This is a genomic window from Paraburkholderia sp. BCC1876 (assembly GCF_902833695.1).
Taxonomy (GTDB): Bacteria; Pseudomonadota; Gammaproteobacteria; order Burkholderiales; family Burkholderiaceae; genus Paraburkholderia.
Genome location: NZ_CADFGI010000010.1, coordinates 255051 through 280500 on the forward strand (window position 1 = coordinate 255051; position 25450 = coordinate 280500).

Annotated in this window: 21 protein-coding genes; 11 read left to right on the forward strand and 10 right to left on the reverse strand. The window is 62.8% G+C overall.

Annotation, left to right across the window (positions count from 1 at the left end):
- The first annotated feature begins 47 nt into the window (after nucleotides 1-47).
- From HWY05_RS30190 to HWY05_RS30225, 8 genes are all read left to right on the forward strand, one after another.
- On the forward strand, nucleotides 48-482 hold the full coding sequence (locus HWY05_RS30190; protein WP_035559822.1) for a DUF4399 domain-containing protein: 435 nt from the start codon (nucleotides 48-50) through the stop codon (nucleotides 480-482).
- 280 nt (nucleotides 483-762) lie between these two features.
- Nucleotides 763-1038, forward strand: coding sequence for a hypothetical protein (locus tag HWY05_RS30195; RefSeq protein ID WP_035559819.1), 276 nt, complete (start codon nucleotides 763-765; stop codon nucleotides 1036-1038).
- 135 nt (nucleotides 1039-1173) lie between these two features.
- The gene (locus tag HWY05_RS30200) at nucleotides 1174-2715 is read left to right on the forward strand and encodes an efflux transporter outer membrane subunit (protein WP_244146735.1); all 1542 of its coding nucleotides are present in this window, start codon (nucleotides 1174-1176) and stop codon (nucleotides 2713-2715) included.
- A 239-nt stretch (nucleotides 2716-2954) separates the two neighbouring features.
- Nucleotides 2955-5618, forward strand: a complete 2664-nt coding sequence (locus HWY05_RS30205) for an FHA domain-containing protein (RefSeq protein WP_176060608.1) — start codon at nucleotides 2955-2957, stop codon at nucleotides 5616-5618.
- The gene (locus HWY05_RS30210; protein ID WP_176060609.1) at nucleotides 5596-6969 is read left to right on the forward strand and encodes an HlyD family efflux transporter periplasmic adaptor subunit; all 1374 of its coding nucleotides are present in this window, start codon (nucleotides 5596-5598) and stop codon (nucleotides 6967-6969) included. Before HWY05_RS30205 ends, HWY05_RS30210 begins: the two co-directional genes overlap by 23 nt.
- Before the next feature lie 37 nt (nucleotides 6970-7006).
- Nucleotides 7007-7759: a peptidylprolyl isomerase gene (locus tag HWY05_RS30215; RefSeq protein WP_176060610.1), complete on the forward strand. Its 753-nt coding sequence runs from the start codon at nucleotides 7007-7009 to the stop codon at nucleotides 7757-7759.
- Between the two features lie 41 nt (nucleotides 7760-7800).
- A complete protein-coding gene (locus HWY05_RS30220; protein WP_176060611.1) occupies nucleotides 7801-10857 on the forward strand; it encodes a peptidase domain-containing ABC transporter in 3057 nt (1018 codons plus the stop codon).
- Nucleotides 10857-12209 (forward strand): sigma 54-interacting transcriptional regulator, encoded by a 1353-nt coding sequence (locus HWY05_RS30225; RefSeq protein WP_176060612.1) that lies wholly within the window; start codon nucleotides 10857-10859, stop codon nucleotides 12207-12209. Before HWY05_RS30220 ends, HWY05_RS30225 begins: the two co-directional genes overlap by 1 nt.
- 33 nt (nucleotides 12210-12242) lie before the next feature.
- On the opposite strand, the gene HWY05_RS30230 is transcribed toward HWY05_RS30225, so the two are convergent.
- Complete coding sequence (locus tag HWY05_RS30230) at nucleotides 12243-13013, reverse strand: protein phosphatase 2C domain-containing protein (protein WP_176060613.1); 771 nt, start codon at nucleotides 13011-13013, stop codon at nucleotides 12243-12245.
- 5 nt (nucleotides 13014-13018) lie between these two features.
- Nucleotides 13019-13306, reverse strand: a complete 288-nt coding sequence (locus HWY05_RS30235) for a hypothetical protein (RefSeq protein ID WP_035559792.1) — start codon at nucleotides 13304-13306, stop codon at nucleotides 13019-13021.
- Nucleotides 13307-13769: 463 nt separating this feature from the next.
- On the opposite strand from HWY05_RS30235, the gene HWY05_RS30240 reads away from it, so the two are divergent.
- Both HWY05_RS30240 and HWY05_RS30245 read left to right on the forward strand, forming a co-directional pair.
- Entirely contained in the window at nucleotides 13770-14273 is a 504-nt protein-coding gene (locus HWY05_RS30240; protein WP_176060614.1) for a lecithin retinol acyltransferase family protein, read from the forward strand.
- A gap of 53 nt (nucleotides 14274-14326) precedes the next feature.
- Nucleotides 14327-14578: a hypothetical protein gene (locus HWY05_RS30245; protein ID WP_176060615.1), complete on the forward strand. Its 252-nt coding sequence runs from the start codon at nucleotides 14327-14329 to the stop codon at nucleotides 14576-14578.
- Here HWY05_RS30245 and HWY05_RS30250 read toward each other — a convergent pair.
- Nucleotides 14575-15453, reverse strand: a complete 879-nt coding sequence (locus HWY05_RS30250; protein WP_176060616.1) for a LysR family transcriptional regulator — start codon at nucleotides 15451-15453, stop codon at nucleotides 14575-14577. The two genes, HWY05_RS30245 and HWY05_RS30250, sit on opposite strands and share 4 nt — an antisense overlap.
- A 99-nt stretch (nucleotides 15454-15552) precedes the next feature.
- Between HWY05_RS30250 and bla the strand changes: the two genes are divergently transcribed.
- Nucleotides 15553-16491 (forward strand): class A beta-lactamase, encoded by a 939-nt coding sequence (gene bla / locus HWY05_RS30255; protein WP_035559779.1) that lies wholly within the window; start codon nucleotides 15553-15555, stop codon nucleotides 16489-16491.
- A gap of 106 nt (nucleotides 16492-16597) precedes the next feature.
- Here bla and tehA read toward each other — a convergent pair whose 3' ends face one another.
- From tehA to HWY05_RS30290, 7 genes are all read right to left on the reverse strand, one after another.
- Entirely contained in the window at nucleotides 16598-17611 is a 1014-nt protein-coding gene (gene tehA, locus HWY05_RS30260; RefSeq protein ID WP_176060617.1) for a dicarboxylate transporter/tellurite-resistance protein TehA, read from the reverse strand.
- A gap of 188 nt (nucleotides 17612-17799) precedes the next feature.
- Entirely contained in the window at nucleotides 17800-18630 is an 831-nt protein-coding gene (locus HWY05_RS30265) for a citryl-CoA lyase (RefSeq protein ID WP_208459120.1), read from the reverse strand.
- Nucleotides 18627-19826 carry a CoA transferase gene (locus tag HWY05_RS30270; protein ID WP_035559771.1) on the reverse strand — a complete coding sequence of 400 codons (1200 nt, stop codon included), beginning with the start codon at nucleotides 19824-19826 and terminating at the stop codon, nucleotides 18627-18629. The genes HWY05_RS30265 and HWY05_RS30270 overlap by 4 nt, the downstream gene beginning before the upstream one ends.
- A 16-nt stretch (nucleotides 19827-19842) precedes the next feature.
- Entirely contained in the window at nucleotides 19843-21276 is a 1434-nt protein-coding gene (locus HWY05_RS30275) for an MFS transporter (RefSeq protein WP_176060619.1), read from the reverse strand.
- Nucleotides 21277-21461: 185 nt separating this feature from the next.
- Nucleotides 21462-21812, reverse strand: a complete 351-nt coding sequence (locus HWY05_RS30280; protein ID WP_035559767.1) for a response regulator — start codon at nucleotides 21810-21812, stop codon at nucleotides 21462-21464.
- Between the two features lie 6 nt (nucleotides 21813-21818).
- On the reverse strand, nucleotides 21819-23324 hold the full coding sequence (locus HWY05_RS30285; protein ID WP_176060620.1) for an ATPase domain-containing protein: 1506 nt from the start codon (nucleotides 23322-23324) through the stop codon (nucleotides 21819-21821).
- Nucleotides 23325-23722: 398 nt separating this feature from the next.
- Nucleotides 23723-25450 (reverse strand): tannase/feruloyl esterase family alpha/beta hydrolase, encoded by a 1728-nt coding sequence (locus tag HWY05_RS30290; protein WP_176060621.1) that lies wholly within the window; start codon nucleotides 25448-25450, stop codon nucleotides 23723-23725.

The following is a 25450-nucleotide window of genomic DNA, read 5'->3' on the forward strand; positions in this document are numbered from 1 at the left end:
CGCTGCCCGCTGCTTCCACGCGGGCCCGTCAGGACGGAGAGACCTTCATGTTCAAGATCATCGCGGTCGCGGCGCTCATGGCGTCGGCGGCTTTGATTTCGTCGATTCCCGCCACCGCCGGGACGACACCGGCGCCGGCCGGCGCTTATGCCTACATCGGCTATCCGAACGATGGCCAGGTGGTCGCGGCCAATAAACCGTTCCGCGTGTGGTTCGGCTTGCGCTACATGGGCGTGGCGCCGAAGGGCGTCAAGTTTCCGAATACCGGCCACCATCATTTGCTGATCGACACCGACCTGCCGCCGATGGATCAGGAAATTCCGTCGGACCGCAATCATCTGCACTTCGGTGCGGGTGAAACGGAAACCATGATTCAGTTGCCACCGGGTAAACACACGCTGCAATTGCTGATGGGCGACGACATGCATGTGCCGCACAATCCGCCGGTGTACTCGAAGAAGATCACGGTGATCGCGCGATGACGTCGAGCGATTTTCGTCTGCGCGACTCGGTGTCACGCCGCAACCAACAGCATCACACCGGTTGTTGGCTGCGAGCCACCACTCGTGGCGCGCGGTTTCTCTGCCGTGATTTGCCGAGTAACGGGACGACTCCCCGCAGCCCTTTATCCACAGCGGTTCGGCGATTTATTTAGGAGCGTGAAGCGAAACTGGCACAGCCCATGCGTTAGTGACACTCGAGCAGACAAGATGCTCGAACCCAACCGCAAGACTGTGCAGCTTCCCTTCCAGGAGATTTACCATGAACACGCTGACCATCAAAGACCTGTCCATCACCGCCCAACTCGACAGCAAGGCAATGAGCGCCGTGCGCGGCGGCTACGGCTTCCCGTCTTCGTCGTACTTCAGCTTTGCGCCGGTGTACGCGCCCAATAACAGCAAGACCGTCGACGCGACCCAGTTGATCAATACGTCGATGAGCATCCAGAACGCCAACGGCAACAACGCGGCTTTCGTGGCCGGCGTCACGACCACGATCAACCCGCATGTGACCGCGAGCAACAACATCAACGTCTGACCGGCGTTGAAAACCGCGGAGGCCACAACGGCTTCCGCGGTTCGCTCCTCAAAAAGATTTCGCAATCAATCGTTCTTTTCACGCCCCCAACGCTCCCACGCCATCGCCCGACTCCCAGCACCGCTTCAAGCTTCAATGCTGAAGTCGCACACGAGGTGGCCGATCGACAAGGTGCGTTTTGCTCATGCAGCGAAATGGGTGTCATCGGAGACCATCGTGTCAGCGTTGCTCGATTTCCCGGTCCGTCAGCGCTTCTGTAAAGCCTCGGCGCACACTCTGCGTACTGTCTGCGCCGCGACGCTCTGCGCGCTCTCGCTGGGCGCGTGTATCGACGTCAGCATGCCCGCTTACCAGCGTCCCGAAACCCCCGCAAAAACCGCATGGTCGGACCAGAAGGGTGCGCCGGTATCGGCCGCCGCGACGATCGAACCTGACTGGTGGAAGGGCTTCCGCGATCCGTATCTGGACACGTTGATCGCGAAAGCGATTGCCGGCAACTTCGATATCAAGGTGCTGGCCGCGCGGATCGACGTCGCCGGCACACAGATCGGCGAAGCCAAAGCGGGCGGTTTGCCGACCATGGATCTCGGCGCCGGCGCGGACTTCGAAAAGACCACCGGCCAGACGTTCTCGAAGCAGTACAACCTCGCGACTCAGGTGAACTGGGACATCGATATCTGGGGCAAAGTCGAAAAAGGCGTTCAGGCGCAGAAGGCCGAATTCCACGCCAGTGAAGCGGATTGGCGCGCGGGCTATCTGGAATTGGTATCGAACGTTTCCAGCACGTACTTTCAGATTCTGCAATTCGACGACCAGATCGAGCAGCAGCAAAAAACCCTCGTCACCAACAAACTGATTCTCTCGATCTACGAAGGCCAGCGCCGCAACGGCATCGTGCCGCAAACTCAGGTGCTGCGGCAGCAGGCAGAAATCAATCGCCTGACGAACCAGTTGCTTGAACTGCGCCGCTCGCGCGATATCGCCAATAACGCGCTGTGTACGCTGATCGGCGTGCCGGCGGGCGAATTTCAACTGCCTAAAGGCCATTTGCAGCAACGCGTGCAATTGCCGGCCGTTCCCGACGGCCTGCCCGCGCAATTGCTCGCACGGCGTCCCGACGTGGTGGCCGCGGAATTCAGAGTGCTCGAAGCGTACGACCTGGTCGGCCAGGCGAAGCTCGCGCAATTGCCCACCATCAGCCTCACCGGGCACGGCGGCACGGCCAGCTTCGCGCTGACCGACTTGCTGAAATCGTTCACCTACGGCTTCATGCCGAGCATCAACATTCCGCTGCTCGATCCCGGCGTGCGCGCGCATGTGAAAGTCACCAAAGCGCAATCGACAGTTGCCGAACAGCAATATCGCGTGGCTGTGATGGGCGCGTTCGAGGAAGTGGAGAACGCGCTGGTCAATCTCAATTCGCACAAGCAGCAGCGTGTGGAGTTGCAGCAGCAGGTGGACCGCTTACAGATCGTCGCGGATCAGATTCAGTCGCAATTGCGCCTTGGTGTGGTGTCTCAGCTGGAGGTTTTCGAAACCGAACGCACGCTGCTGGATGCGCAACAGTCTTTACTCGCCAACCATCAATTGATTTTGTCCGACACCGTGCTCCTCTACAAAGCGCTCGGCGGCGGTTGGCCGAGCGTCGACGTGCAGGCCGAAGTAAAGGAACACTGAGAGAACATTGAGCTAAACCGCAACGTGGCGCGCAGCGCGGGTATTTCGGCTGCGGATGACGCGCCGATTGCCTTCATCACCGACCATCCGGAAATTGACACTTGCCATGCGTGACTTACAATCCTTAAGGAGCCGGCTTTCGCGCGGCTCGCTCGAACAACCTCATTTCGCTGCAGTTCTTCGTGCCGTTTTCGTTGCGTGTTTTTCGCAACGGGTAAACGCTTAGTGATCCAGATAAAATGGCCACCGGCGAAGCTCCGATTGCTGAGATGCGCGTGACAGCGGGCACTGCCTTCGACGTGGTGCTGTCTCCCGTTGCGTCCGCGCAGCGCCCCGCGCTCGACGCGATCCGGATCGTCGACAACCTGTTCGCGATCGGCCGCAGCGAGGCGCCGTTCACCGATTACCCCGCCGAGCGGATCGCGCGTCTGTCGCGCCGGCACGCACGCGTTTTCACGGAGCAGGGCGCGCTCTATGTCGCCGATCTCGAGAGCAAGAACGGCACGACCGTGAACGGCGTGGCGGTGCGGCAAACGCCGGCCCGCGTGCGCGCCGGCGACGAGTTGTGCTTCGGCGGCGAGCTCTGTTACCGGGTGAGTATCGAGCCGCGCGCGCGAATCGTGGCGGGAGCCGGCTCGTCGCCCGTGTCGGCCTTGCTGCTGGTGCCGCAGCGCGACGACCTCGGCCTGCAGCCGATTGAAGTGCAGGCCTTCCCTTTTCTCATCAGCAAAGCCGACGAGGTTTTCTCGCGCTACAAGGAACGCTACCCGCATCAGGTCAATTACATCTCACGGCGTCATGCGCATATTTTCCTGAAGGGCGGCGAGTTCTACGTCGAAGATCTCGGCAGCACGAATGGCACATTCGTTGGCGGAAAACGCCTGGACGAATCGGCGCTGCCGCTGGCGGATGGCAACCTGGTTGCATTTGGGGGCGATCACTTCGTCTACAGGGTGACGCTGCAGAAGCCCCCTGAAGTCGAGCCCACCGTGACCCAACTCGTATTCCATCCCACCGCCGACGAAGCCGCCGATACCGACAAGACCACCTTTGTCGGCGCGGCGAATTCGTTCCTCGATATCTTTTGCGTCGATCCGGCGCGGCAACGCGAGGACGAAGTCAATCAGGCCGCCCAACCGTGGTCGGGACCGAGCAAGCGCGACGCGACCGGCTCGGCGGCGCGAGCGGGGAACGGCCTGAGTGACGCGCGCATCGCGGAGCATGTGAACGGCGCCAATGCGACAAATGGCGCGAACGGTGCAAACGGTGCGACCCATGCCGCCGACGCGCGCGGTTCGAACGGTGCCAACAATAAGAGCGCCACACAGGGCCGCACGCATCGTTGGCGCCTCGTGGCGGGAGAACTCAGCAAGACGTTCGCTGGTGGCGATCGCACGAGCGTGCGGCGAATCGCCATGTGGGGCGGCGCCGGCCTCGTCGTGCTGATTGCACTCGTGTCGACGCTCTACCTGCGCGGCTCGTCCGAGCGCGAATTGAAGGACCTGCTGGCGAGTGGCGATTACAACAGCGCAGTCACGGCCGCGAAAGGCTACCTCGCGGATCATCCCGCCGATACGAAAGTCAGCGCGCTGGCCAGCGAGGCGTTGCTGAAAGCGCGTCTCCCCGACTGGCTGAATACGCTGCAAAAAGTGCAGTTCGATCAGGCCGACACGCTGCTCAACGAGATGCGCTCATTGAGCGCGAACAATGCGGACGCGATGTCGCTGATCGGCGAATTGCAATGGGTCGGCGATCTGGAGCGTTTCGTCGCGGTGCGCGGCGGCGTGGAAGCGCCGATTCGCATGTACGCGGACGAGACCACCATCAACGGTTTGCTGCAACGCTGGGACGACGACGCCAAAAGTCATCAGCGCGCGCTCGACCGCATCGCATCGTACGTGCCGGTGTTCGCGGAGCCGTATGCGCAGGCGCTCAGCCATCTGCGCAAACTGGAGAGCGACGACTCGGTGTACGTGGCCGCCATCGACCGTCTGAATGGAACGATCCGCACCGAGCTGGCGCGCGACAAACCCGACGCCTTGCCCGCCGTGCTCGACGATTACGCGCAGCGCTATCCGCGTCTCGCGGGCCTGGATCGGGTGCGCGACGATTTGCGGCAATACACGGCGCTATTGAATGCCGCGCTTAGCCGGCAATTGGCGCCGTTGCTCGCCATGCTGAAAACCACGCGTTTCAGCACACCGCCGTTTCAGGCGCAGTTTCAGCAGTTGGCGGCGAGCCGCCTGCCTTCGCAGGATGTCATTCAGCAGCAGTCCGCCGTGACGGCAGCGTGGCAGCGCGGCGACGCCCAGCAGGCGCTGGCGGGTTTGGCCGCGATGCCGGCGGGACCGTGGTCCGACGTGCTCGCAGCGGAGCAGACGCATAAGAAGGCCTTGCTCGATCAATTCAGCGATCTACAGAAAACGCGCGGCGGCAAGGATTACGACGAGCGTTTGCTGTCGTTCTACGCGAGCCTCGATCCGGTCACGGATGTGTGGTTCGCGCAGTCGATCCAGAAAGACGTGGCCGCGCTGCACGATAAAGCGCTGGCGCGTGCGCAAGATCTGCTGCTGCGCGCGCAGAGCCTGTGGAAACAATATCGCGCGAGTGGGCCGATCGGCGGCACGCAACGGCTAGAAGCGGGAATTTCGCCGGGCTTTCGCAGCGAGGCGCGCTTGCTGTCCGACGCGCAGACCGCGGCGCAGCAGGGCATGCGGATCTTTACGCAGTTGAAGGCCGACCATCCCGCCGACTTCGACCGGCTGCTTGCCGACATCGACGCCGAAGCTGATTTGCAGCGTCGCTCGCTGACGGAATTGCGCATGGTGCTGGATCCGGGACTGCTGAAGGCCAAGTTGGCGTTGATCGGAGACGAGCAGAGTGAAACGCGACCATCACCCTAGGCCGCTGTCCGAGGCGCTGGAGGATCACAGCGTCGAGGGCATCGCGATCCTGACCGCCGAGCCGGTGCGGCTCGCGCGCGCGCTGATCTGGGCGATGGTCGCGCTGGTGGTGGTCGGCCTGCTGTGGTCGTTCGTGGGCCGCGCGGACGTGATTGTCAGCGCACAAGGCACCTTGTCGCCGGAGTCGGACGTGCGCCGCATTTATGCGCCGATCGACGGCGAACTCGCCGACCTGTATATCGCCGAAGGGCAGCCGGTATCGAAGGGCGACGTGTTGGCGCGGCTGAATGCACGCGGCGCGATCGAAGCGGCCAGCAACGCACTGCAAGCGCAACTCAAGCTCGAAGACGCCGAGCGCGACTGGAAACAGTTTCCCGAGAAGAAAGCGCTGATGGAACGCAAAGCCGCCGCGCTGAAGGCGCAAATGGAAGTGGAAGCACGCCTGCACGAAAACCGTGTTTCCGAAGGCACCACCAAGCTTGCCGAAGGGCAGAAAGCCGAACTCGACGAAGCGCGCAGCGTGCTCGATAACGCACGCCGCACGCGAGAAGCGGCGCGCCAGGAACTGGACCGCTATTCACAGTTGTTCGCGCAACCAGGTGGTGGCGGCATTGCCGAATTGCAGGTCGAACAGAAGCGCACCGCCGCGCTGGAGGCGGACAACGCCTACCGGGTCGCCCAATCGAAACTCGCGGAACTGGATTTCCGCCTGAGCCACGAATACGCGCAGGCGAATGCGCAACTCGAAACGAGCGGACAGCAGACCACGGATCTGCAACTGCAATACGACTCGGCGGTCCGCGATATCACCGACGCCGAAGACAAGGCGCGCCTGCAACTGCAGAGTGCGCGATTGGTCGCCGAAGCGGCGGCGCGAATCCGCTTCGAGAACATCGACAAAGATAATTTTCTGCTGATCCTCGCGCCGGTTTCGGGTGTTATCACCGACGTCACGTCGACCCAGCGCGGCGACAAGATCCAGGCGAACGCGCCGCTCGGCGGCATTGCACCGAAAGATGCGCGGCCCGCGCTGAAGATCGAGATCGCCGAACACGATCGTGCTTTTCTGCACGAAGGCCTGCCGGTCAAACTGAAATTCAACGCGTTTCCTTATCAGCGCTATGGGCTGATCAGCGGCACGCTCGCCTATATCTCGCCGGCGACCAAACCGTCGCAGCAGGACAAGCAACCGGTGTACGAGGGCCGCGTCACGCTCGACCGAAACTACTACCAGATTGCCGACACCCGCTATCCGTTGCGTTATGGCATGACGGCGAGTGCGGAAATCGTGGTGCGCGAGCGGCGCCTGATCGATCTGGGTCTCGATCCGTTCCGCGAGGTGGCGGGTTGAACACGCGAATCACACGTCCATAAAAGGAGCGGATGACATGACCGCGATAGTGCGTATCGATGATGAAGTCGTGGATGTGGCCGAGTTCATTCGTCTTCTGAAACTGACCGGCCAGTTCGAGAGCCTGATCGAGCAGATTGTGCGCGACAAGCTCACGGTGCATGCGGCGAGGAAGCAAGGCTTGACGGTCAGCGCCGACGAAATCCAGCAGCGCGCCGATCAGTTCCGCCGCGTGCGGGGATTGCACCGCGCGACGGATATGAATCAATACCTCGATGCACTCCATGTTGGTCTCGACGAATTCGAGGCCTTCATTACCGACGGGCTGTATCAGGAGAAGATGCTCGACGAGGTCGGCAACGACACAGCAATCAAAGACTATTTCGCGCTGAATTCGCCGAAGTTCGACGCGATCGAGGTGAGCCACATCGTGCTGGACAGCGAGGGCAAGGCGAAGGAAATGATCTCGTATCTGCACGACGATCCCGACAGCTTTGCCGACATGGCGCGCGAGCATTCCATTGCGGATACGCGCGAGGCGGGCGGTGTGATCGGCAAGGTGCTGCGTGGATCGCTGAAGGCGGACATTGAAGCCAAGATCTTCAACGCGGCGGTGGGCGATCTGCTTGGACCGTTTCCGTCGGCGGATCGCTCGTGTTTCGAGATTTTCGCGGTGACGGCCAAATATCCGGCCGCGCTCGATGACGACGTGGCCGCCGAAGTCCGGCGCCTGTTGCGCGAAAGCTGGCTGATCGCGCGCGCGCAGGAGCACGTCATCGAAGCGCGCTAACCGATCCGCAACCGCCACGCCGAACGGAGGTCCGCAAGCCCATGGACGCCCCTCAGACCGCGCCCTCAGCCGCCGAGTTTCTCGCCTCGGTGGAAATTCTGTCGCCGTTTTCACGCGATGAGATCGAGCGTCTTGCCGATTACGCGCAGGCACGGTTCTATTCGTTCGGCGAAACCGTCTGCTCTGCGGGGGAGACAGCCGACGGTCTGTACGTGGTGCGCTCCGGCACGGTGCGGCTCTTCACCGAGGAACACGGCAAGGAAACCAGCATCGGCGTGCGCAAATCGGGCGAGATCTTCGCCGACATCGCGATGCTGCGCGCCTATGCCCACGAAGCGTCGGTGCGGGCGTCGGCGAAAACCGAGTTGCTGTTCATTCCGCGCGAGGCGATCGAACTGGTTATCACCGGCAACCAGGCCGCGTTGGCCTTCGTGGCCAGTTACGTGGCGATCAGTTCGGCGGGCGGCTTCGTCGCGCAGTTGTTCGATCTGCGCGGCAAACTGAACAAGGCGGAACTTGAGGAATACGTGCGTAGCGTCGGCGTAAAACGTGTGGCGGCAGGCAAGGAAATCTTCAGGCAGGAGGGCCGCGACGACCGGCGGCTCTACGTGGTGCGGCAAGGTGAAGTGCGCATTGTCCGGCAGGAAGAGGGCCACGACTACACGCTCGCCACGCTCGGCGAAGGGGAAATATTCGGCGAAAAAGCCTGTTTGATGCGCCAGGAACAGATGGCCTCGGCCGTGGCGGTGACCGATACACGCCTGCTGGTGATTCCCGAGCGCACCGTCCATTTCATCCTGGAGCGCAACCCCAAACTCCGCGAAGTACTCGACGAGCGGATTCGCTACGGCGACCGCGAATTGCAACGGCAAAAGCGCCTCGAACAGCGGCGCAAGTTACCGTTGATGCTCGACTTGCAAAGCAAACCGGAGTTCGGCGAAAAGGTGATCAAACGCTTCGCGCTGGTCGAGCAGGCCGAAGAGATGGATTGCGGCGCCGCGTGCCTCGCAATGGTATGTCGCCACTACAGCATTCCCATGACGCTCGGCAAGTTGCGCGAGCTGGCCAACGTCACGACCCAGGGCGCGACACTCGACAGTCTGGCGCGCGCCGGTGAATCGCTCGGTTTCACCGCGCGTGGCGTGCAGTGCACGTTCGACTCGCTGCGCGGCTTCGATCTGCCGTTCATCGTGCATTGGGAGGGCTATCACTACGTCGTGGTCTATGGACTCTCCAAAGACTACGTGTGGGTGGCGGACCCAGCGGTCGGGTTCAGAAAGATGAGCGTCGAAGATTTCGAGCGCGGCTGGAGCGGTACGTGTCTGCTATTTACGGGTGGCCCGCATCTATTGCAAATGTCGGCCGCGCGTTCGCCGTGGATTCGCTTTGTCGGCTACCTCACGCCGTACAAGAAGATTCTCGGCCACCTGTTTCTCGCCACCTTCGTGATCCAGGTATTGGGCGTGATTCCTCCGCTGATTATCCAGAACATTCTCGACGGCGTGATCGTGCATCAAAACGTCAGCCTGCTGCATCTGCTGATTGGCGGCTTGATTATCGCCAACGTATTTTCGCAATTGATGTCGTCGATTCGCGCCTATCTCGCGAACTTCATGGTACGCAACATGGACTTCGCGATGATGTCGCAGTTCTTCAAGCACACGCTCTCGTTGCCGTTTTCGTTTTTCGCCAAGCGCAAGACCGGCGATATTTTTGCGCGCTTCCAGGAAAACCAGACGATCCGCGCGTTCCTCACCGAGTCCACGGTGACCACTGCGCTGAACCTGCTGATGGTGTTCATCTACTTCACGATCATGTTCGTCTACAACGTGAAGATGACGCTGGTGCTGATCGCGTTCGTGATTCCGATTATGGCCTTGACTGCGATTGCCACGCCAAAAATTAAAAGCTACGCGCGCGAGGTGTTCACCGCTTCAACCGAGTCGAAGTCGTTTCTGATGGAAGCGCTCGCGGGTGTGGAAACCATCAAGGGCATGGGGATCGAGCGGCCGGTGCGATTGCGCTGGGAGAAGAAGTACGCGAAGGCGCTTGAAGTGCAGTACCGCGCGCACGCATTCAATATTCTCGTCGGCCTTGGCAGTCAATTGCTGAATGCGGCGACGACGATCGCTATTCTGTGGGTCGGTGCAAACCTGGTGCTGGCGCGTGAGATGACGATCGGTCAGTTGATCGCCTTCAATGCGTTCATGGGCAGCGTGCTCGGTCCGTTGATGGGCCTGGTCGGCTTGTGGAGCATGTTGAACGATGCGGGCGTGGCGATGGAGCGCCTCGGCGACGTGCTCGACATCGAGCCCGAGCAGAAGCCGCAGGATTTGCCGTCACGCGTGATGCTGCCAGAATTGCAGGGCGAAATTAGCCTGAGCGGCGTCTATTTCCGTTACGGCGACAACGATTCGTCGTACGTGCTCGAAAACATCAGCTTCGACATCAAACCCGGTGAGCTGGTGGCGATCGTCGGGCGCAGCGGTTCCGGCAAAACGACCCTGGCCAAGTTACTGGTCGGCTTCTACACGCCGAGCGAAGGCAAGATGACGATCGACGGCTACGATCTCGGTGTGGTAGACAAAGCCTATTACCGCGCGCAGATCGGTTATGTGATGCAGAGCAATCTGCTGTTCTCCGGCACGATTGCGGAGAACATCGCGAGCGGTGACGACGCGCCCGAGCGGCGCCGCATTGAAGAAGTCGCGAAAATGGCCGACGCGCACGCCTTTATCAGCAAGATGCCGCTCGGCTATGAGCAGATTGTCGGCGAGCGGGGCATTGGACTCTCCGGCGGGCAGATCCAGCGGCTGTGCATTGCGCGCGCGCTGTATCACGATCCGCGTCTGCTGGTTTTCGACGAGGCCACCTCGGCGCTGGATTCGCAGTCGGAAAGCAATATCCTCGGCAATATGCACGACATTCTGAAGGGCCGAACGGCGGTGATCATTGCGCATCGGCTCAGCACGATCATGCGCGCGGACAAGATTATCGTGCTGTACGAAGGGGCGATTGTCGAACAGGGTCGTCACGACGAACTGATCGCGCGCGGTGGCATGTATTACCAACTGGTCCAGAAGCAACTGAGCGCGTGATGATGAAAATACTCGACCAGATTGAGGAGGCGAGCCCGGCGATTTCTTATGCCGGGCTGCTGGAACGGATCGAGATCTTGCGTTCCACGCTGCGCTGGTCGTCGCGGCTGGAACGTGGCGATATCGACAAGCTCCTGCGGCAAGCCACGTCGTTGCGCGACGAGGTGATGCAACTCTCGCACAAGGAGCGTTTCGTGCAGGCGGCCGTGGCCGCCGAACCGCAGGAGCGTGTCGAACTCTCTCGCGGTGCGCGCAGAAAAGCGCTGCTGGAGCGCAGTTTTATTTTCGAAGGCACGTTCGGCGACAATCCGCGCCTGCTCGAATCGCTCGAAATCGCGGAGAAAGCTGCGCCGACCGATCTGCCGGTTCTGATCGACGGCGAAAGCGGCACTGGCAAAGAGCTGATGGCGAAAGTGGTCCACGCGAACGGTTCGCGGTCGGACAAACCGTTTATTTCGGTGAACTGCGGCGCGATTCCGGACAACCTGCTGGAATCGGAATTGTTCGGGCATCGGAAGGGCGCGTTTACCGGGGCCTCGAATGACCGCAAAGGGAAATTCGAAAGCGCGCATACCGGCACGATCTTTCTCGATGAAATTGGCGAGTTGCCGCTGGCGGGGCAGGTGAAGCTGCTGCGTGTGCTCGAAGCACACGAGATTCAACGGGTAGGCTCCGACGAAACGATCGCGGTGGATACCCGGATTGTCGCGGCCACCAATCGTAATCTGCGGCAACTCAGCGAAGAGGGCCGGTTTCGCGAGGATCTGTTTTACCGGCTGAGCGTGATTCACGTCACGCTGCCGCCGTTGCGCGAACGTCGCGACGAAATACCGTTGCTGATCGCATGGTTCGGCGATGAAGCGGCGGGCTCGTTGAAACGCAGGCCGATCAGATTGACCCCGCGTTTGCGGGACTTTCTGCTCAATTACGCGTACCCGGGGAATATCCGCGAGTTGCGCAACGTGATGTACCGGTTGTCGTGTCTCGCCGGCGAGATGGCGGATATCGATCACCTGCCGGTCGATATGCGACCGGCGGCACCGGGGTCGGTTGCGGCCTTGGCGAATGCGGCGGGTGCAAACGGCCAGGAACCGATCAGCGTGGCGAATCTGATGTCATTGAGCGACGCCAAGCGTGCCGCCAGCGACGACGCCGAAAAGGCTTTTCTCGAACGAGGCCTGCGCGAAGTAAGCGGCACGGTGGCGGAACTGGCGCGGCGTATCGACATGAACCGCTCGCATTTGCAGATGCTGCTGAAAAAACACGGGCTGCATTCAAAGGATTTTCGCAATCGGAATGCGGCGGCCGCGAATAAAAACGACGATCACGATGAGGAAGACAGCGACGCATGAGCGCGCTGCGCCTAAGGTGCCGCTAACGTGCTGCTAAGGCGCCGGATTCAGCAGGGTCTTATCCGATGCATAAGGATCTTCCGCGCGCACCACCACGGCGGTAATGTTGTCGCGGCCGCCGCGCGCCAGCGCCAGCGCGATCAGTTCCTCCGACGCCGTGTCACCTGAAGCCGTAGTTAGCACGGTGAGTATTTCGTCATCGGCGACCTCATTGCTGAGGCCATCGCTGCACAGCAGAAAGACGTCACCGTCGGCGACCTCAATCGCATCGTCGTCGAGTTCGAGCGAATCGGTGGCGCCGACCGCGCGCGTGATCATGTGCTGCGCGGGATGATGGCGCGCCTCTTCTTCGGTAATCACGCCGAGCGACTTGAGTTGTTCCACCTGACTATGATCGCGCGTGAGTTGCCGCAGGCTGCCTTCGCGCGCCAGATATAAGCGGCTGTCTCCCGCCCACACGTAGGCGCAGAAGCGGTCGCACGCAATCATCACGACGACCGTGCTGCCGATACGCTGCACCTGGCGGCGCGCGGCTTCGTCCCTGAGTTGACGGTTCGCGGCCTGTAGGCGCGCACGCGCGTCGGCGACACACGTCTTCATGCTGACGGGCGACGCGAGCCGGCTCAGCGTGTCGATCACCAGGCGGCTCGCCAGATCGCCGACCGCGTGCCCGCCCATGCCGTCGGCGACGGCCCAGCGTCCGAGTTCGGGCTGGTCGAGGCAGGCATCTTCGTTGATCTCGCGGACGCGTCCGGCGTCGGAACGCGCGGACGACGTCCAGCGAAAGGGGCTGGCACAGGTCACAACGGCTACACCGTATCGTTTCTGCTGCGTGCGTCGGGGGAAACGTTGATGTTCGAATTCGCGCCGGTATTGTGGACGTCGACCGACTGGAACTGGTTGATCATCTGGTTAGCATAGAAGTTGTTCGACACCTCGTACAGGTTGACGACCGGACCAATGCTCGGCGTTTCCCGCACATAGGGTTGAATCCAGCCATATACCCACGGCGCACCGCCGCCGCCGCGGATCGCCGCCATCGCTTTACGGTCGAGCGCGAGGTTGAGCGTGAGGTCGTTCACTGTGATGGAAGCCATGTCGTTCTCCGGTTGGCCGCGTGCGCAAGGCGCGTTGTTAGCTAGGATTTGACTTCGATATTGCAAGGGTTATGCCAATAGAAGGCGGCGTTCGACGTTGTGTCCGCAACGTGTTGATGGCTGGTCGATTGCGCGCGGACGGCCGCGCTGCAAGGCGGCGTGCGCGGCGTTAGAGGTCGGCTGTCAACCAACAAGCGCGGCTGCGAAACGGTGTGGGACCCAACACATCGAAACGACGGATAAGACCTCGCCAGTGTCCGCGCTGTAACCCCGTAACGTGTCCGCAACAGAACGACACGCACCAACATTCCGCATCAAATTCTGTTGGCTCGGCACCCACACATCGCCCCGCCGAATCGCCATGGGTATAGCGCCAGGGCCTTTAAACAAAGGCTTCCCCGCGCATGGCCCGGATCATGCAAAAGCTCTCGCAACAGTGTTGGAAATTGATGCGAGGCCAGCCATGAACACAAACCTTCTCCCGACGAACCGCGCAGCCAGCGACGCAGTGTCCACCATCGACCTGCCGATCGGCGCGCACCTCGTCACGCAACGCCGCGGTTACGAACACCACGGCATCTATGTCGGCAACGGCCGCGTGGTGCATTACGCGGGCTTCGCGAGTTCGACGCATCGCGGTCCGGTGGAAGAAGTGGAAATCGAGCGCTTCGCCGCCGGCCATCCGCTGACGGTTCGCGCGACTCCGTCCGCCCGCTACGTCGGCGACGAAGCCGTGAGCCGCGCACGTTCCCGTCTCGGTGAAAACCGCTATCGGCTTCTGACCAACAATTGCGAGCACTTCTGCGCATGGTGCCTGCTCGGCGAAAGCCGCAGCGAACAGGTGCATTGCTGCTTGCGTCATCCGCGTGCCGGCATGCAGACGCTGGTGTGCCTCGTGAAGGCTTTTGTCGAAAGTGGCAGCCGGGGTGTTCAAACCGGTGCTCAACTCGGCGCGCAACTGGCGTAAGCGGATCGCACTGAATTCAAGCTTCGAGCGTTGAACGATTCAAGGAGAGCATCATGGTTGCCGCAGAAAAGACCTTGCACTGGGCCGTCGACAAATGGCTCGCCCCGACCCCGTCGATGCCCGCCCGCGTCGTGCAGTTTTGCCACCGCGCTTCGCATCAGCGCTACGTCTGCGTGGAAGCATTGCGGCCAGGCGGCTTGCTGTCGATCTTCTTCTTTCGCCACGACGACGGCTCGTGGAACGTGTTCCCGCCGCAAGTCGAGCGGCCGGCCATGAACGGCCATCGCCGCGCGGTGCTTTCCTAGTGACGCGGTTGGGCCGCCGCTTCCTTGATGATCCACTGGCTGAACAGCAGCATGGCCGGCGTCATGGGTTTGCCCTTCAGACAGGTCAGCCAATAGCTGCCCGCATGAACGTCGACATCGAACGGCCGCACCAGGCGGCCCGTTTTGATCTCGTGACCGAACATCAGCGCGGGCGCGAGCGCAATACCCGCGCCCTGCATGGCCGCTTCCACCATCAGTCGCGATGAATCGAACACCGGCCCGCGTACTGGCCGCGGCGGAATGCCGGCCGCGTTGAACCAGTTCATCCAGTCGTCGGTGCGATAGGAACGCAGCAAGGTTTCGTCGACGAGATCGGCCGGCTTCGACAGACGCGCGGCGATCTCGGGCGCGCACAGCAGCGACAGCGGCGCATCGAGCAGGCGCGTGGCGAGCGAACCGGGCCACGTGCCGTCGCCGAAGCGGATCGCGAAGTCGAGGCCTTCGGTGGCGAGATCGACCAGATTGTTGTTCGTCTGCAGCCGCAGTTCGACAAACGGATGCGCGTCGCGGAACGATTTGAGGCGCGGCATCAGCCAGCCGACCGCGAACGTGCCCACTACGCCGACCGTCAACACTTCGTGGAAGTGGCCGCCTTCGAACTGCTTGAGCACCGCTTCGATGCGATCGAACGCGTCGGTCAGGACCGGGCGCAGCGCAAGGCCTTCGTCGGTCATGGCAAGGCCGCGCGGCAGGCGCTTGAACAGGGCGCTGCCCAGACGCTCTTCCAGCGTTCTGACCTGCTGGCTGACGGCCGCCTGGGTCACGTTCAATTCGAGTGCCGCGCGCGTGAAACTCAAATGCCGGGCCGACGATTCGAAGGCCCGCAGCGCGTTCAGTGGCAGATAAGGTCGCATGACGAAGGCATAAGATTTTCTTGGGAGTCGTCTAACTTATCATCGTTTGTCAGCGCGCGGCGGAAAACCGATAGTGGCGGCTTCACACAAGGAGCGGCAATGATCACGAGACGGAAATTCGCGGGCGCAGTGCTGGGTGTGTCGATAGCTGGGGTTGCGGTTGGCAGCGTGGGCGCGTTCGGCAAGGCGGTGCCGAAAACAGGCAAGGCTGCGGCGGGACTGGAATTGGCGAAAGCGGAAACGATCCGTCGGCGGCTTGCGCAGATCGAGGCGGAAAGCGGTGGGCGGCTCGGTGTATCGATCGTCGATACGACCTCGGGTTTGCACGCCGGCCTGCGTACCGACGAGCGTTTTCCGATGTGCAGCACGTTCAAGGTGCTGGCGGCGGGCGCGGTGCTGACGCGCGTGGATCGCGGTCAGGAGGATCTGGCGCGCCGCGTCGTTTTCTCGCAGCGCGATCTGGTGCCGAACTCGCCGGCCACGAGCCGGCATACGCGAGAGCGAACCGGCGACACGGGCATGAGCATCGCCGAATTGTGCAAGGCGGCCATCACGCTGAGCGACAACACGGCGGCCAATCTGTTGCTGGCCACCTTCGGCGGTCCCGCCGGATTGACCGCATTTGCGCGGGATCTCGGCGACGGCATCACGCGTCTGGATCGGATCGAGCCGATGCTGAACGAAGCGATTCCCGGCGATCCGCGGGATACCACCACGCCGAATGCGATGCTCGGCAATTTGCGCGAGCTGGTGCTCGGCGAGCATTTGTCTTCGTCCTCTCGAGCGCAACTACTTGCATGGCTGGTGGCGAATGAAACCGGCGGCGCGCGGATTCGCGCGAAGCTGCCGCAGGAGTGGGGCGTCGGCGATAAGACCGGCACCGGCGATCACGGCACGGCCAACGACATCGCGATTCTGTGGCCACCCGGGCGCGGGCCGGTGCTGGTGGCCGTCTATCTGACCGGAACGAATGGTGACGCGGCGCGCTGCAATGCGGCCATCGCGGAGGTTGGGGCGTTGGTGGTGCAGTCCGTTTGAGCGGACACGGATGGATAAAGCACGGGATTGAAGCGAGGGGCGCTGCGTGTGTTGCGTGCTGATGCGTTTGAGCGAGGCGCCTAACGCGCCTCGCTCGAAGAGCTGCCTAGTGGGTCCGTGCGATACGCGAGCCGACCGGCATTTGCGTTGCCAACCGAGCCGGTGTCGCAGCCGGCGGAATCAGCTTGCCTCGCACCAGCAAGCTCACCGTCTCCACCGCCAGAATGCCGACAATCACGTTCGCGGCGATAAACAGAATCGGCGCAGCCCATTCGATCGGACCCGTCACACCGCGTTCGACCATCCGGGCAGCCATCGTCGGCAAGGCGGCCACGCCGAAGCTGAAGGCCCAATAGCTGGGGGCGAAGGGTTGCTGGCGAATCCACGGCAGCAGGCGCAGCAACATCACAGCCTGGTAGACGCCATAACCGAGCAACATCAGCGCGAACAGATCGGGCGCGCCGCTGGTCAGGCTCAGGTACGCTGCGCCACCGACAACCGGCGGTGCGAGTTGAATGCCGAGCACCGGGCGCAAAGCTGCCGGCAGCGGTTCGAGCACGGAGGCGCGGTGCAGCAGCATCGATTCAATGGCGAGCCATGAAAACAGGCCGGCACCGAAAAACAGCACGCCGAGCTGATGAAAACCGAACGACGCGGCCGCCGTACTCGCAACGAAGCTCGATGCGACGCTCGGCAGGTACATGGCCGGCGTGCTCAGTTCAGGCTTACGGCCGCCTTGCCAGAGCCGTCCATGCAGATACACGCCGAGGGTCAGTTGCACGACCATCGCCACGCCGAATAAACCGAGCGCCAGCGTATGCGCATACGGCTGCAACAGTTGCGCGGCCAGCAGGCTCGATACCGGCACCAGCGCCGCGAACGACGATTGCACCGGGTGTTGCATTTCGGCACGTGCTTCGTCGGCATTCGTCAGCCACTTATGTCCGTACGCCGCCAACAGGACCACCCAGACGGCCAGCGCCGCGACCGTCACCAACGGTCCCATTTCGGTGGGCAGGTGCCACACCTTGATCGCCACACGCCACAAATTGGCTAGCGCCAGCGCGCCCACCGCGATGCCGAAGAAACTCACTGGAATCGTCCCACGATTGCCGTTCATGACCGCACCTCCCACTGTCGTTGCGACGCGCTCCGATGTTCTGGCGTTGCGCGTTCGATGACGTACTGTAAAAGGTGGCGGCATTACGGTGAACGCGGAGAAAACTCAACAAATCGCGCGATCGTCTCAACGTGGGGCGGCAGGTTTTGGTGGGTTTAGCGGGCGTCGCGGGCTGAGGAGCGGCCCGTTCACGGCAGATGACGCTCGGGCTCGCCCGTGTACGTGTAGTTCATCTGGCGCGGCATCGGGCCCTTGTTGCGCTCATGGCGTCCGCGCTGCTCCCACGCGTGCGACAGAATCCCGACCGCCCGCGACAGGCAGAAAACGCCGCGCGCCAGTTCCGGCGCAAAACCGAGTTCGGCGTAGATCACCGCGGTAGCGCCGTCGATATTCATCGGCACGGGCTTGCTTTTGCGGCGCTGGAGCAGCGCTTCGATGCCGCGCGCGATCGTCGCATAGCGTCCGCTGATGTGTTTCTCGGCGACGCTTGCGTCGACCAGCGCGAGCAGTCGCACAGCGCGCGGATCGACTGGATGGAAACGGTGGCCGAAGCCGGGCAGATATTTGCCGTGCGCCGCCGTGAAAGCATCCACGCCTTGTTCAACCGCGTCTTCCAGCGTCGCGCCCGTTTCCATCAGTGCGCCGATCGAGTCGTACAGTTCGACCGCCTGCTGTCCGGCGCCGCCGTGCACGTCGTCTAGTGCGTTGATCGCCGAGGCCATTGCGCCGTTCAAAGGCAGGCCGCAACTGGTTGCCATCCGCGAAATCGCGATCGAAGGCGCATGCGGGCCATGATCGACGGAAGCCACTAGCGCCGCCTCGAACAAACGCGCCTGTGCCGCGTCGGGCAGTTCGCCGCGCAGCATCAGCCAGATCATCTGCGGAAAGCTGACGTTGCCGATCAGCTCCTGAATCGGAAAGCCGCGCACCTTGATGGACCCCGGATGGATGTCGATGATCGAGGTGCTCCAATAGTCGGCGGCGAGCCTGGCCGCGTCGAATGTTTGCGTCATGGTCAGATCACTCCTTCGGCGCGCAGTTCGTCGATGCGCGCGTCGTCGTAGCCGAGCGCGCCGAGTTGTTCACGGGTGTGCGCCGAGAGAACCGGCGCGGGGGTGGCGGGCGCGGTGTCCGCGTCATGCAGACGGAAACCCGCGCGTGTTACGCGTTGCCGGTCGGTGTCGTGCGTGCCGGCAAATTCGCGGATAAACGCGCGCGACTCCAGATGCGGATGCGCGAGGATTTCCGGCACCGACATCACGCGGCCGGCCGGCACGCCCGCATCGAAGAATTTCGTTTCCCAGTTCGCGGCGCTATCGCTCGCGAGCGCCGCTTCGATCTCCGCTTTCAACACCGCGCGATTCAGCTTGCGCGCGTTGCGTTCGGCAAAGCGCGGGTCGTCGAGCAGATCGGCGCGGCCGATCAGTTCGCACAGGCTCGCGAACTGTTTGTTTTCGTTGGCCGCGATATTGAGCGGGCCGTCGCCGGTCTTGAACGTACCCGACGGCGCGGCGGTGAAATTCTCGTTGCCCATCGGCGTTGGCGTGACACCGGCGTTCAGGTAGTTCGATACGACCCAGCCCATGGTTGCGAGCGTGGCTTCGAGCATCGACACGTCGAGCATGCGGCCGTGTCCGGTGGTCCGCGCGTCGAGCAGCGCCGCGCAGATACCGAACGCGGCGGTGAGGCCGCCCACCGTGTCCGACACCGGATAGCCGACGCGCAACGGCGCGCTGTCGGCGTCGCCGGTCACGCTCATCACACCGGAAATGCCTTGAATGATCTGATCGTAGGCCGGGCGCTTCGCGAACTCGCCGTCCATGCCGAAGCCGGAGATCGCGCAATACACGAGCGTCGGATTGACCTCGCGCAACGCGTCGAAATCGAGCCCGAGGCGCGTCATCACGCCGGGCCGGAAATTTTCGACGAGCACGTCGGCGGTCTTGACCAACTCGCGCAGAATTTCCTTGCCGCGCGGGTCTTTCAGATTGAGCGTGACGGACTGCTTGCCCGCGTTCACCGCAACGAACGAGGCGCCCATGTTGCGCGCCGACGCTTCCTTGTCGGCACCCAGCCGCCGCGCGAGATCCCCGCCTTCGGGATGCTCGACCTTGATCACCTCGGCGCCGAGCAGCGCGAGTTGATACGCGCAGAACGGCCCCGCTAATACATTCGATAAGTCCAGTACGCGGACTCCAGCCAGTGGCAGCGTCATGTCAAAAGCCTCTGTTTCAATGCGAGATTTCGTCGAGATTGAGGTTGTTGGTGCGCGGTCCGAAAATGCCGATCGCCCCCATCACCATCACCATCGATACGCTAATTAGCGCGAACACACCGGTCACGTCGAAGTGGCGCAACGCGAACGCGATCATGAAGCCCGAGAACATCGCGGACAGCCGCGACATCGAGTAAACGAAGCCGACGGCGCGTGCTCGCAAACGCGTGGGGAAGAGCTCGGTTTGATACGCGTGATAGCCGACCGACAGCAGCGTGCCGCACAACGTGATCAGCACGCCGAGCGTCATCAGCATGGCGGGCGAGGTTTGCGTGGCGAACAGACTGCCGAAAATGACGATGCCGAGCGCCGACAGCACGATCAGCGTTTTACGTTCGATCCGGTCCGCGATTGCCATGCCGATCAGCGGTCCAAACGGATTCGAAATCGCGATCACGAACGAGTACAGCAGGCTGTGCGTGATCGTCACGCCTTTGGACACCAGCAGCGTCGGCACCCACGAGGCGAAGCCGTAAAAACCGATTGCCTGGAACAGGTTGAACACGAGCATCGTGATCGCGCGGCGGCGATACGGCGGTTGCCAGATTTCGCGGAAAGCCGCCTTGGTGGTGGCCGGTTCGACGGTCGGCACCGGCGGCGGCAACGGCTTGCCGTATTGCGCGGCGACCTTGGCTTCGAGGGTCTGCAGCACCTGTTCGGCTTCGGCGGTGCGCCCCTGTTGCGCGAGCCAGCGCGGGCTTTCCGGCACGCGCCGGCGAATCGCCCACACCACCACCGCGCCCAGCGCGCCGATGATCACCACCCAGCGCCAGCCGTCGAGTCCGAACGGCGTGCGCGGCACCAGCCACCACGCGAGGAACGCGACCGAGGGCACCGCCGTGTACTGCACGAGGTGGACGAACGCGAACGCACGGCCGCGCAGATGCTTCGGCACGAGTTCGCTGACGTAGGTATCGATCGTCACCAGTTCGACACCCACGCCGATCCCCGCGATCAGCCGCCACAGATTGATGGCGGGCGCGGAGCTCTGGAACGCCATGATCAGCGTGGCCACGGAGTACCACAGCAGCGACACGGTGAAGACGGTCTTGCGGCCATAACGGTCGGCCATGCCCGCCAGAAAGAACGTGCCGATGAACAGCCCGGCGAACGACGCCGCCACGAACGCGCCGAGACCCGACACGCCGAAGAACGACGCGGTGGTCGTCGCGTACATGCCGGTCTTGACGAGGCCGGGGCCGACATAGGCGGTGAAAAACAGATCGTAGAACTCGAACCAGCCGCCGATCGACAGCAGGAAGACCAGCATCCACACCGCGCGCGTGGCGGGTAGACGGTCGATGCGCGCGTTGATGCCGGGCGTGAGCCCCGGCGTCCCGGCGGTTGAATCGGACGACGCGCGTCGCGCATCGATCGGCAGGCTTGCCATGGAATCCTCCTTCGTCTGTCTCTTGTTCAGATCGTTCTATTAGGCGGAACGATGTTCTATAGAATAGATTGGCCGAGAGTAGTCCGACCAGGCGATGCCAGGAATCGGGGGTTCTACCTAGAGAGCTAAACGGAAAGGTCGGGCGAGCAGGCTGCCGGAACGGTCACTGACCGTCCGGTGCTGGATTACGGAGCGAGGCGTTGCAGCGTCTGCAGCAGGGTGTCGAATGAAAGCGGCTTACGCGCGTATTCGATATGAGGATTCGGCTGAACGGCAATGTCCGCCGCCGCGCTGCACAACAGGATTGGAATATCGCGCAGATCGGCGTCGGCGTTCAGCACCGCGCACAGTTGCTGCCCGGACATGATCGGCATCATGCAGTCCGACACGATGATGTCGGGCCGGGTCTTGCGTATCTGTTCGAGCGCAGCGACTCCGTTCGACGCCGTCAGCACCGTATAGCCGTGCCGCTCCAGCAGCAGTCGCCAGACCGTGAGAATGTCGAACTCGTCGTCCACGACCAGAATGGTTTTCATGGGCGGCTAGGGATTTCGTCGCGCTTGCAGCGTGGCCGACAAGCCGGGCGCCGAGACCACACTGGCGGGACTGACCGCGCTTTCAATCACGTCGAGACCGTCGGACGAAATTACGAGCTCGCGCAACGACGTGTCGTGCGCGCTTTCGCGTTGCTTGACCACCGAAATCATCCGGCGCAAACCGGCGTCGGTTTCGGCGTAGCGCAACAGCACGAGGTTTTCGGTCAAGGCCGACACGCGCACGCTCTTCGCGTGGCCGGGGTCGGCGTAGAGCGGCAGTTCTTCCGTGAGCAGCGTGGTGACGCAGGCTTCGCGAAGCTGATGCAGAAAGGCGTTGAGGAACAGGCCGAAGCGCTCGGTGCGCAGCGCCGAGTCGCGGAACCCCTCCACGCCGTCGATCACGATACGCGTCGCGCCGATCCGTTTGACCGTGGCGAGCGCGGTGGCTGCGAGTTCGTCGACGGCGAGTTCGATGGCCGGCTGCCACTGAATCGTCAGACGCCCGTCCGCGTGCGCGTCGGTCAGCGCGATCGACACGGCCTCGGCTTTGCCGATCAGCCGCTGCGGCCCTTCGTAGAAGCCCAGGTACACGCAGCGTTCGCCGCGCGCCACGCCGGCCGCGAGAAATTGCAGACAGAGGAGCGTCTTGCCGACCCCCGACGGTCCGATCAACGTGGTCGTGGACCCTTGCGCGAAGCCGCCGCCGAGCAGCGCGTCGAGATGCGGCAGGCCGAAGCCGAGACGTGTTTTCAGATCCACCGGACCGGGCGCCGCGGCGCACTGCGCCTCCATGCGCGGGAACATCAGCAAGCCGCTTTCGGCGATACGGAAGAAGTGCTTGCCCATCATATGATTGCGCGCGCGCATCTTGTGCACTTCGATTTCGCGGGCGCGGCGCATGCCGTCGTTATAGCGGTTCAGCTCGATCAGACCGTCGACCAGCGTGTGTTCCGGATGCGGCTCGTTGCCCGAGAGCGGCGCGAGCAGCAAGGTGGTGCAGTCCATTGCCGCGACCAGCGCGTTCAGTTCGTGGATGAACTTCGACAGCGACAGCTCGGTTTCGCTGAATTCGCGCGCGCTGCGAAACCCGTCGATGATCATCAGGCTCGGCCGGTAGTCGTAGATGCTCGACGCGATCAGTTTCAGGAAGCCGTCGAGGCCGTCCTGCATCAGTTCGTGATAGCCGGACACGAACAGCATTTGCTGCGCGACGGCGTTCTCGTCGAAGAAACTCAGGCCTTTGAGGTGGCTCAGCAGCTTGTCGTGCGATTCGGCGATCAAGGTCATGTACAGCACCTTCTCGCCCCGGCTTACACGATGAAAACCAATCTGGCTCGACAGAATCGTCTTGCCCGCGCCGGCCATGCCTTCCAGCAGGTACACACCGCCGCGGACCAGACCGCCGCCCAGGATCTCGTCAAGGCCCGGCACCCCCGTTTCCACATTGGCGCGGGCCGCGCTCGATCGGCTGGGCTCCGGCGAGGAAGACGTCTGGGATTCGTGGATAGTCATGTCGATGTGTCATTCAAAGTGCGGAGAAGCGACGGCTCGTGCGTGACGCGGCTATCGCTCAAACTAAACTTGATAGCAATCCGCGTTCCTGCTGATAAGCGGCGCTGGCGCGCGTCGGCATTGGATGGTGGGGATTCTATCCGGCCCCGGCGCGGTTGGCGAACTGCAAGCGGGCGGGGCGGTGCGTCGTGCGGGTGGCGAGCGGGGAGGGGTTGTCGGCCGAGGTGGTTGGCCGGGCTTGTCAGCCGAATGTTATCCGCGGGTTATCCACGGATAACCCGCGCGACGGCGGGCGGTTCTTTCAATCCAGTGCAAGGAAGTACCGGACACGAAGCGCGAGCCCGGCCGCCATCTCGCGGCGCGGACTCCCGTTCGGGCTGCCGATATCGCCCGGCGTCTCAGCTACAAACGAAACTGCTCGCGGCGTTGACGTCGCCGCCCTGGTAGCGGGCCACTTTCGGATACGCGCAGAGCGGCCGCGTGCGTCCCGCCCCCCACGCGGCGGGCACGTCGGCGTTCGGTGCGACGTTGCTCGCGTCGCGCGCGCTGGCGATCATGCTGTCCGGCGCCTTGCCCTGTTCGACCCACGCGATCAGCGGCGTGAGCATGTCGAACTGGTCGGTGCTCGGGCCACCGCTGCAGTGGTTCATGCCGGCGATCGTGTAAAGACGCGCGAAGTTGGACGCGTCGCCACCGTTGGCCGTGGCGAGCTGTTGATACCAGCCGGTCGTGTCGTTCGACGAAAACACCGGATCGCTCGTGCCGTGATAGACCATCAGTTTCGCGCCGCGCAGCTTCAGCGCGCTGAGGTTGGTTTCGTCCGGCGGCGTCATGAACGACCAGGCCGACTCGCTATACACGCCGCTGGTGGCGAAGATCGTCGGCGCGTCGCTGTCCATGCTGAAGTTCAGCGCGTATGCCGACAACTGGCTCAGCACCGAGGCGCTTTGCGGCGGCGTGGTGAACGTGAACGCCGCCGCGGCCGGGTCGAGCGTGATCGAATTCGCCTGCTTCCATGCCGACCAGCCAGGGCCCAGACCCGCGTCGTAGGGAAAGCTCGCATACAGGGCCGTGCCGGCGCTGTTGCGCGCGCCGGAAAACACGTTGCCGATCGCGGTCTTTTGCGCGCCGGTCAGGCAGGTGCCGTCGCGGACGTTGTTGCTGCAGGTGGGGACGTCGCTGGCGAGGCTGAAGTTCGCCTGGCATGCCTTGATATCCTGGATGAGGCCGTCGCTGACGCCGTCAAGCGCATCGCATTTAGCCAGTATTTTTGACGCGACCATCTGACGTTCCGTGGCCGTGAAGCCCGTCGTGATGTCGGGCAGGCCGTTCGCCGTCGTCGCGGTCGCTACGCTGGCCAATTGTTGCGCGCTCCACATTTCGCCGATCGCCGCTTTCGGCAGATGGAAGCCCGGATCGCCGGCAATGATGCCGTCGTAATCACCCGACGAACGCGCTGCCGCAACGAGCGCATGGCGGCCGCCGTTGGAGCAGCCGTCGAAGTAGCTGCGATCGGGCGCTTTGCCGTACGCGAGCTTGATCACCTGCCTGGCCATCGGCGTGAGCACGGCGACGGCGTTGTAGCCGTAGTCGATGCGCGCCTGCGGGTCGAGGCCGAACAGCGGGTTCTGCGCCGCGCTGTGCCCCGAATCCGAGCTGATCACCGCGAAACCCATGTTGAGCGCGTCGGTAATCGGCCCGCCGCCGCCGATCTCGCCGGTGGCCGTGACCACGTTGCCGTCCAGGCCGCCGTTGGCCTGGTAGAAAAAGCGCCCGTTCCATGCGAGCGGCAAGCGCATCTCGAAGCCGATCGCATAGGTGTTGCCGTCGACGCTGCTCACGCGCTGATTCATGTTGCCCTGAATCAGACAGTGTTCGGCGATCGGCTTGCCGGCCACCGCGAGGGTGCCGGCGGCGACGTCGGTGACGGAGGTGAAGACGGTGTTGGCGAAGCTGAGCTTCGCGGCGAGCGCCGCGCAATTGCCCGCGAGTGTGGCCGACGTGGCGGCGCTGAGTTGCGGTAACGCGCTGGCGCTGGTCGCGGCGGTGCTGCCGACGTCGCTGGCGCCGCACGCGGCGAGGCTCAGCGCGGCGGCAGCGGCGAGCGCGATAGAGGTGCATTTCAT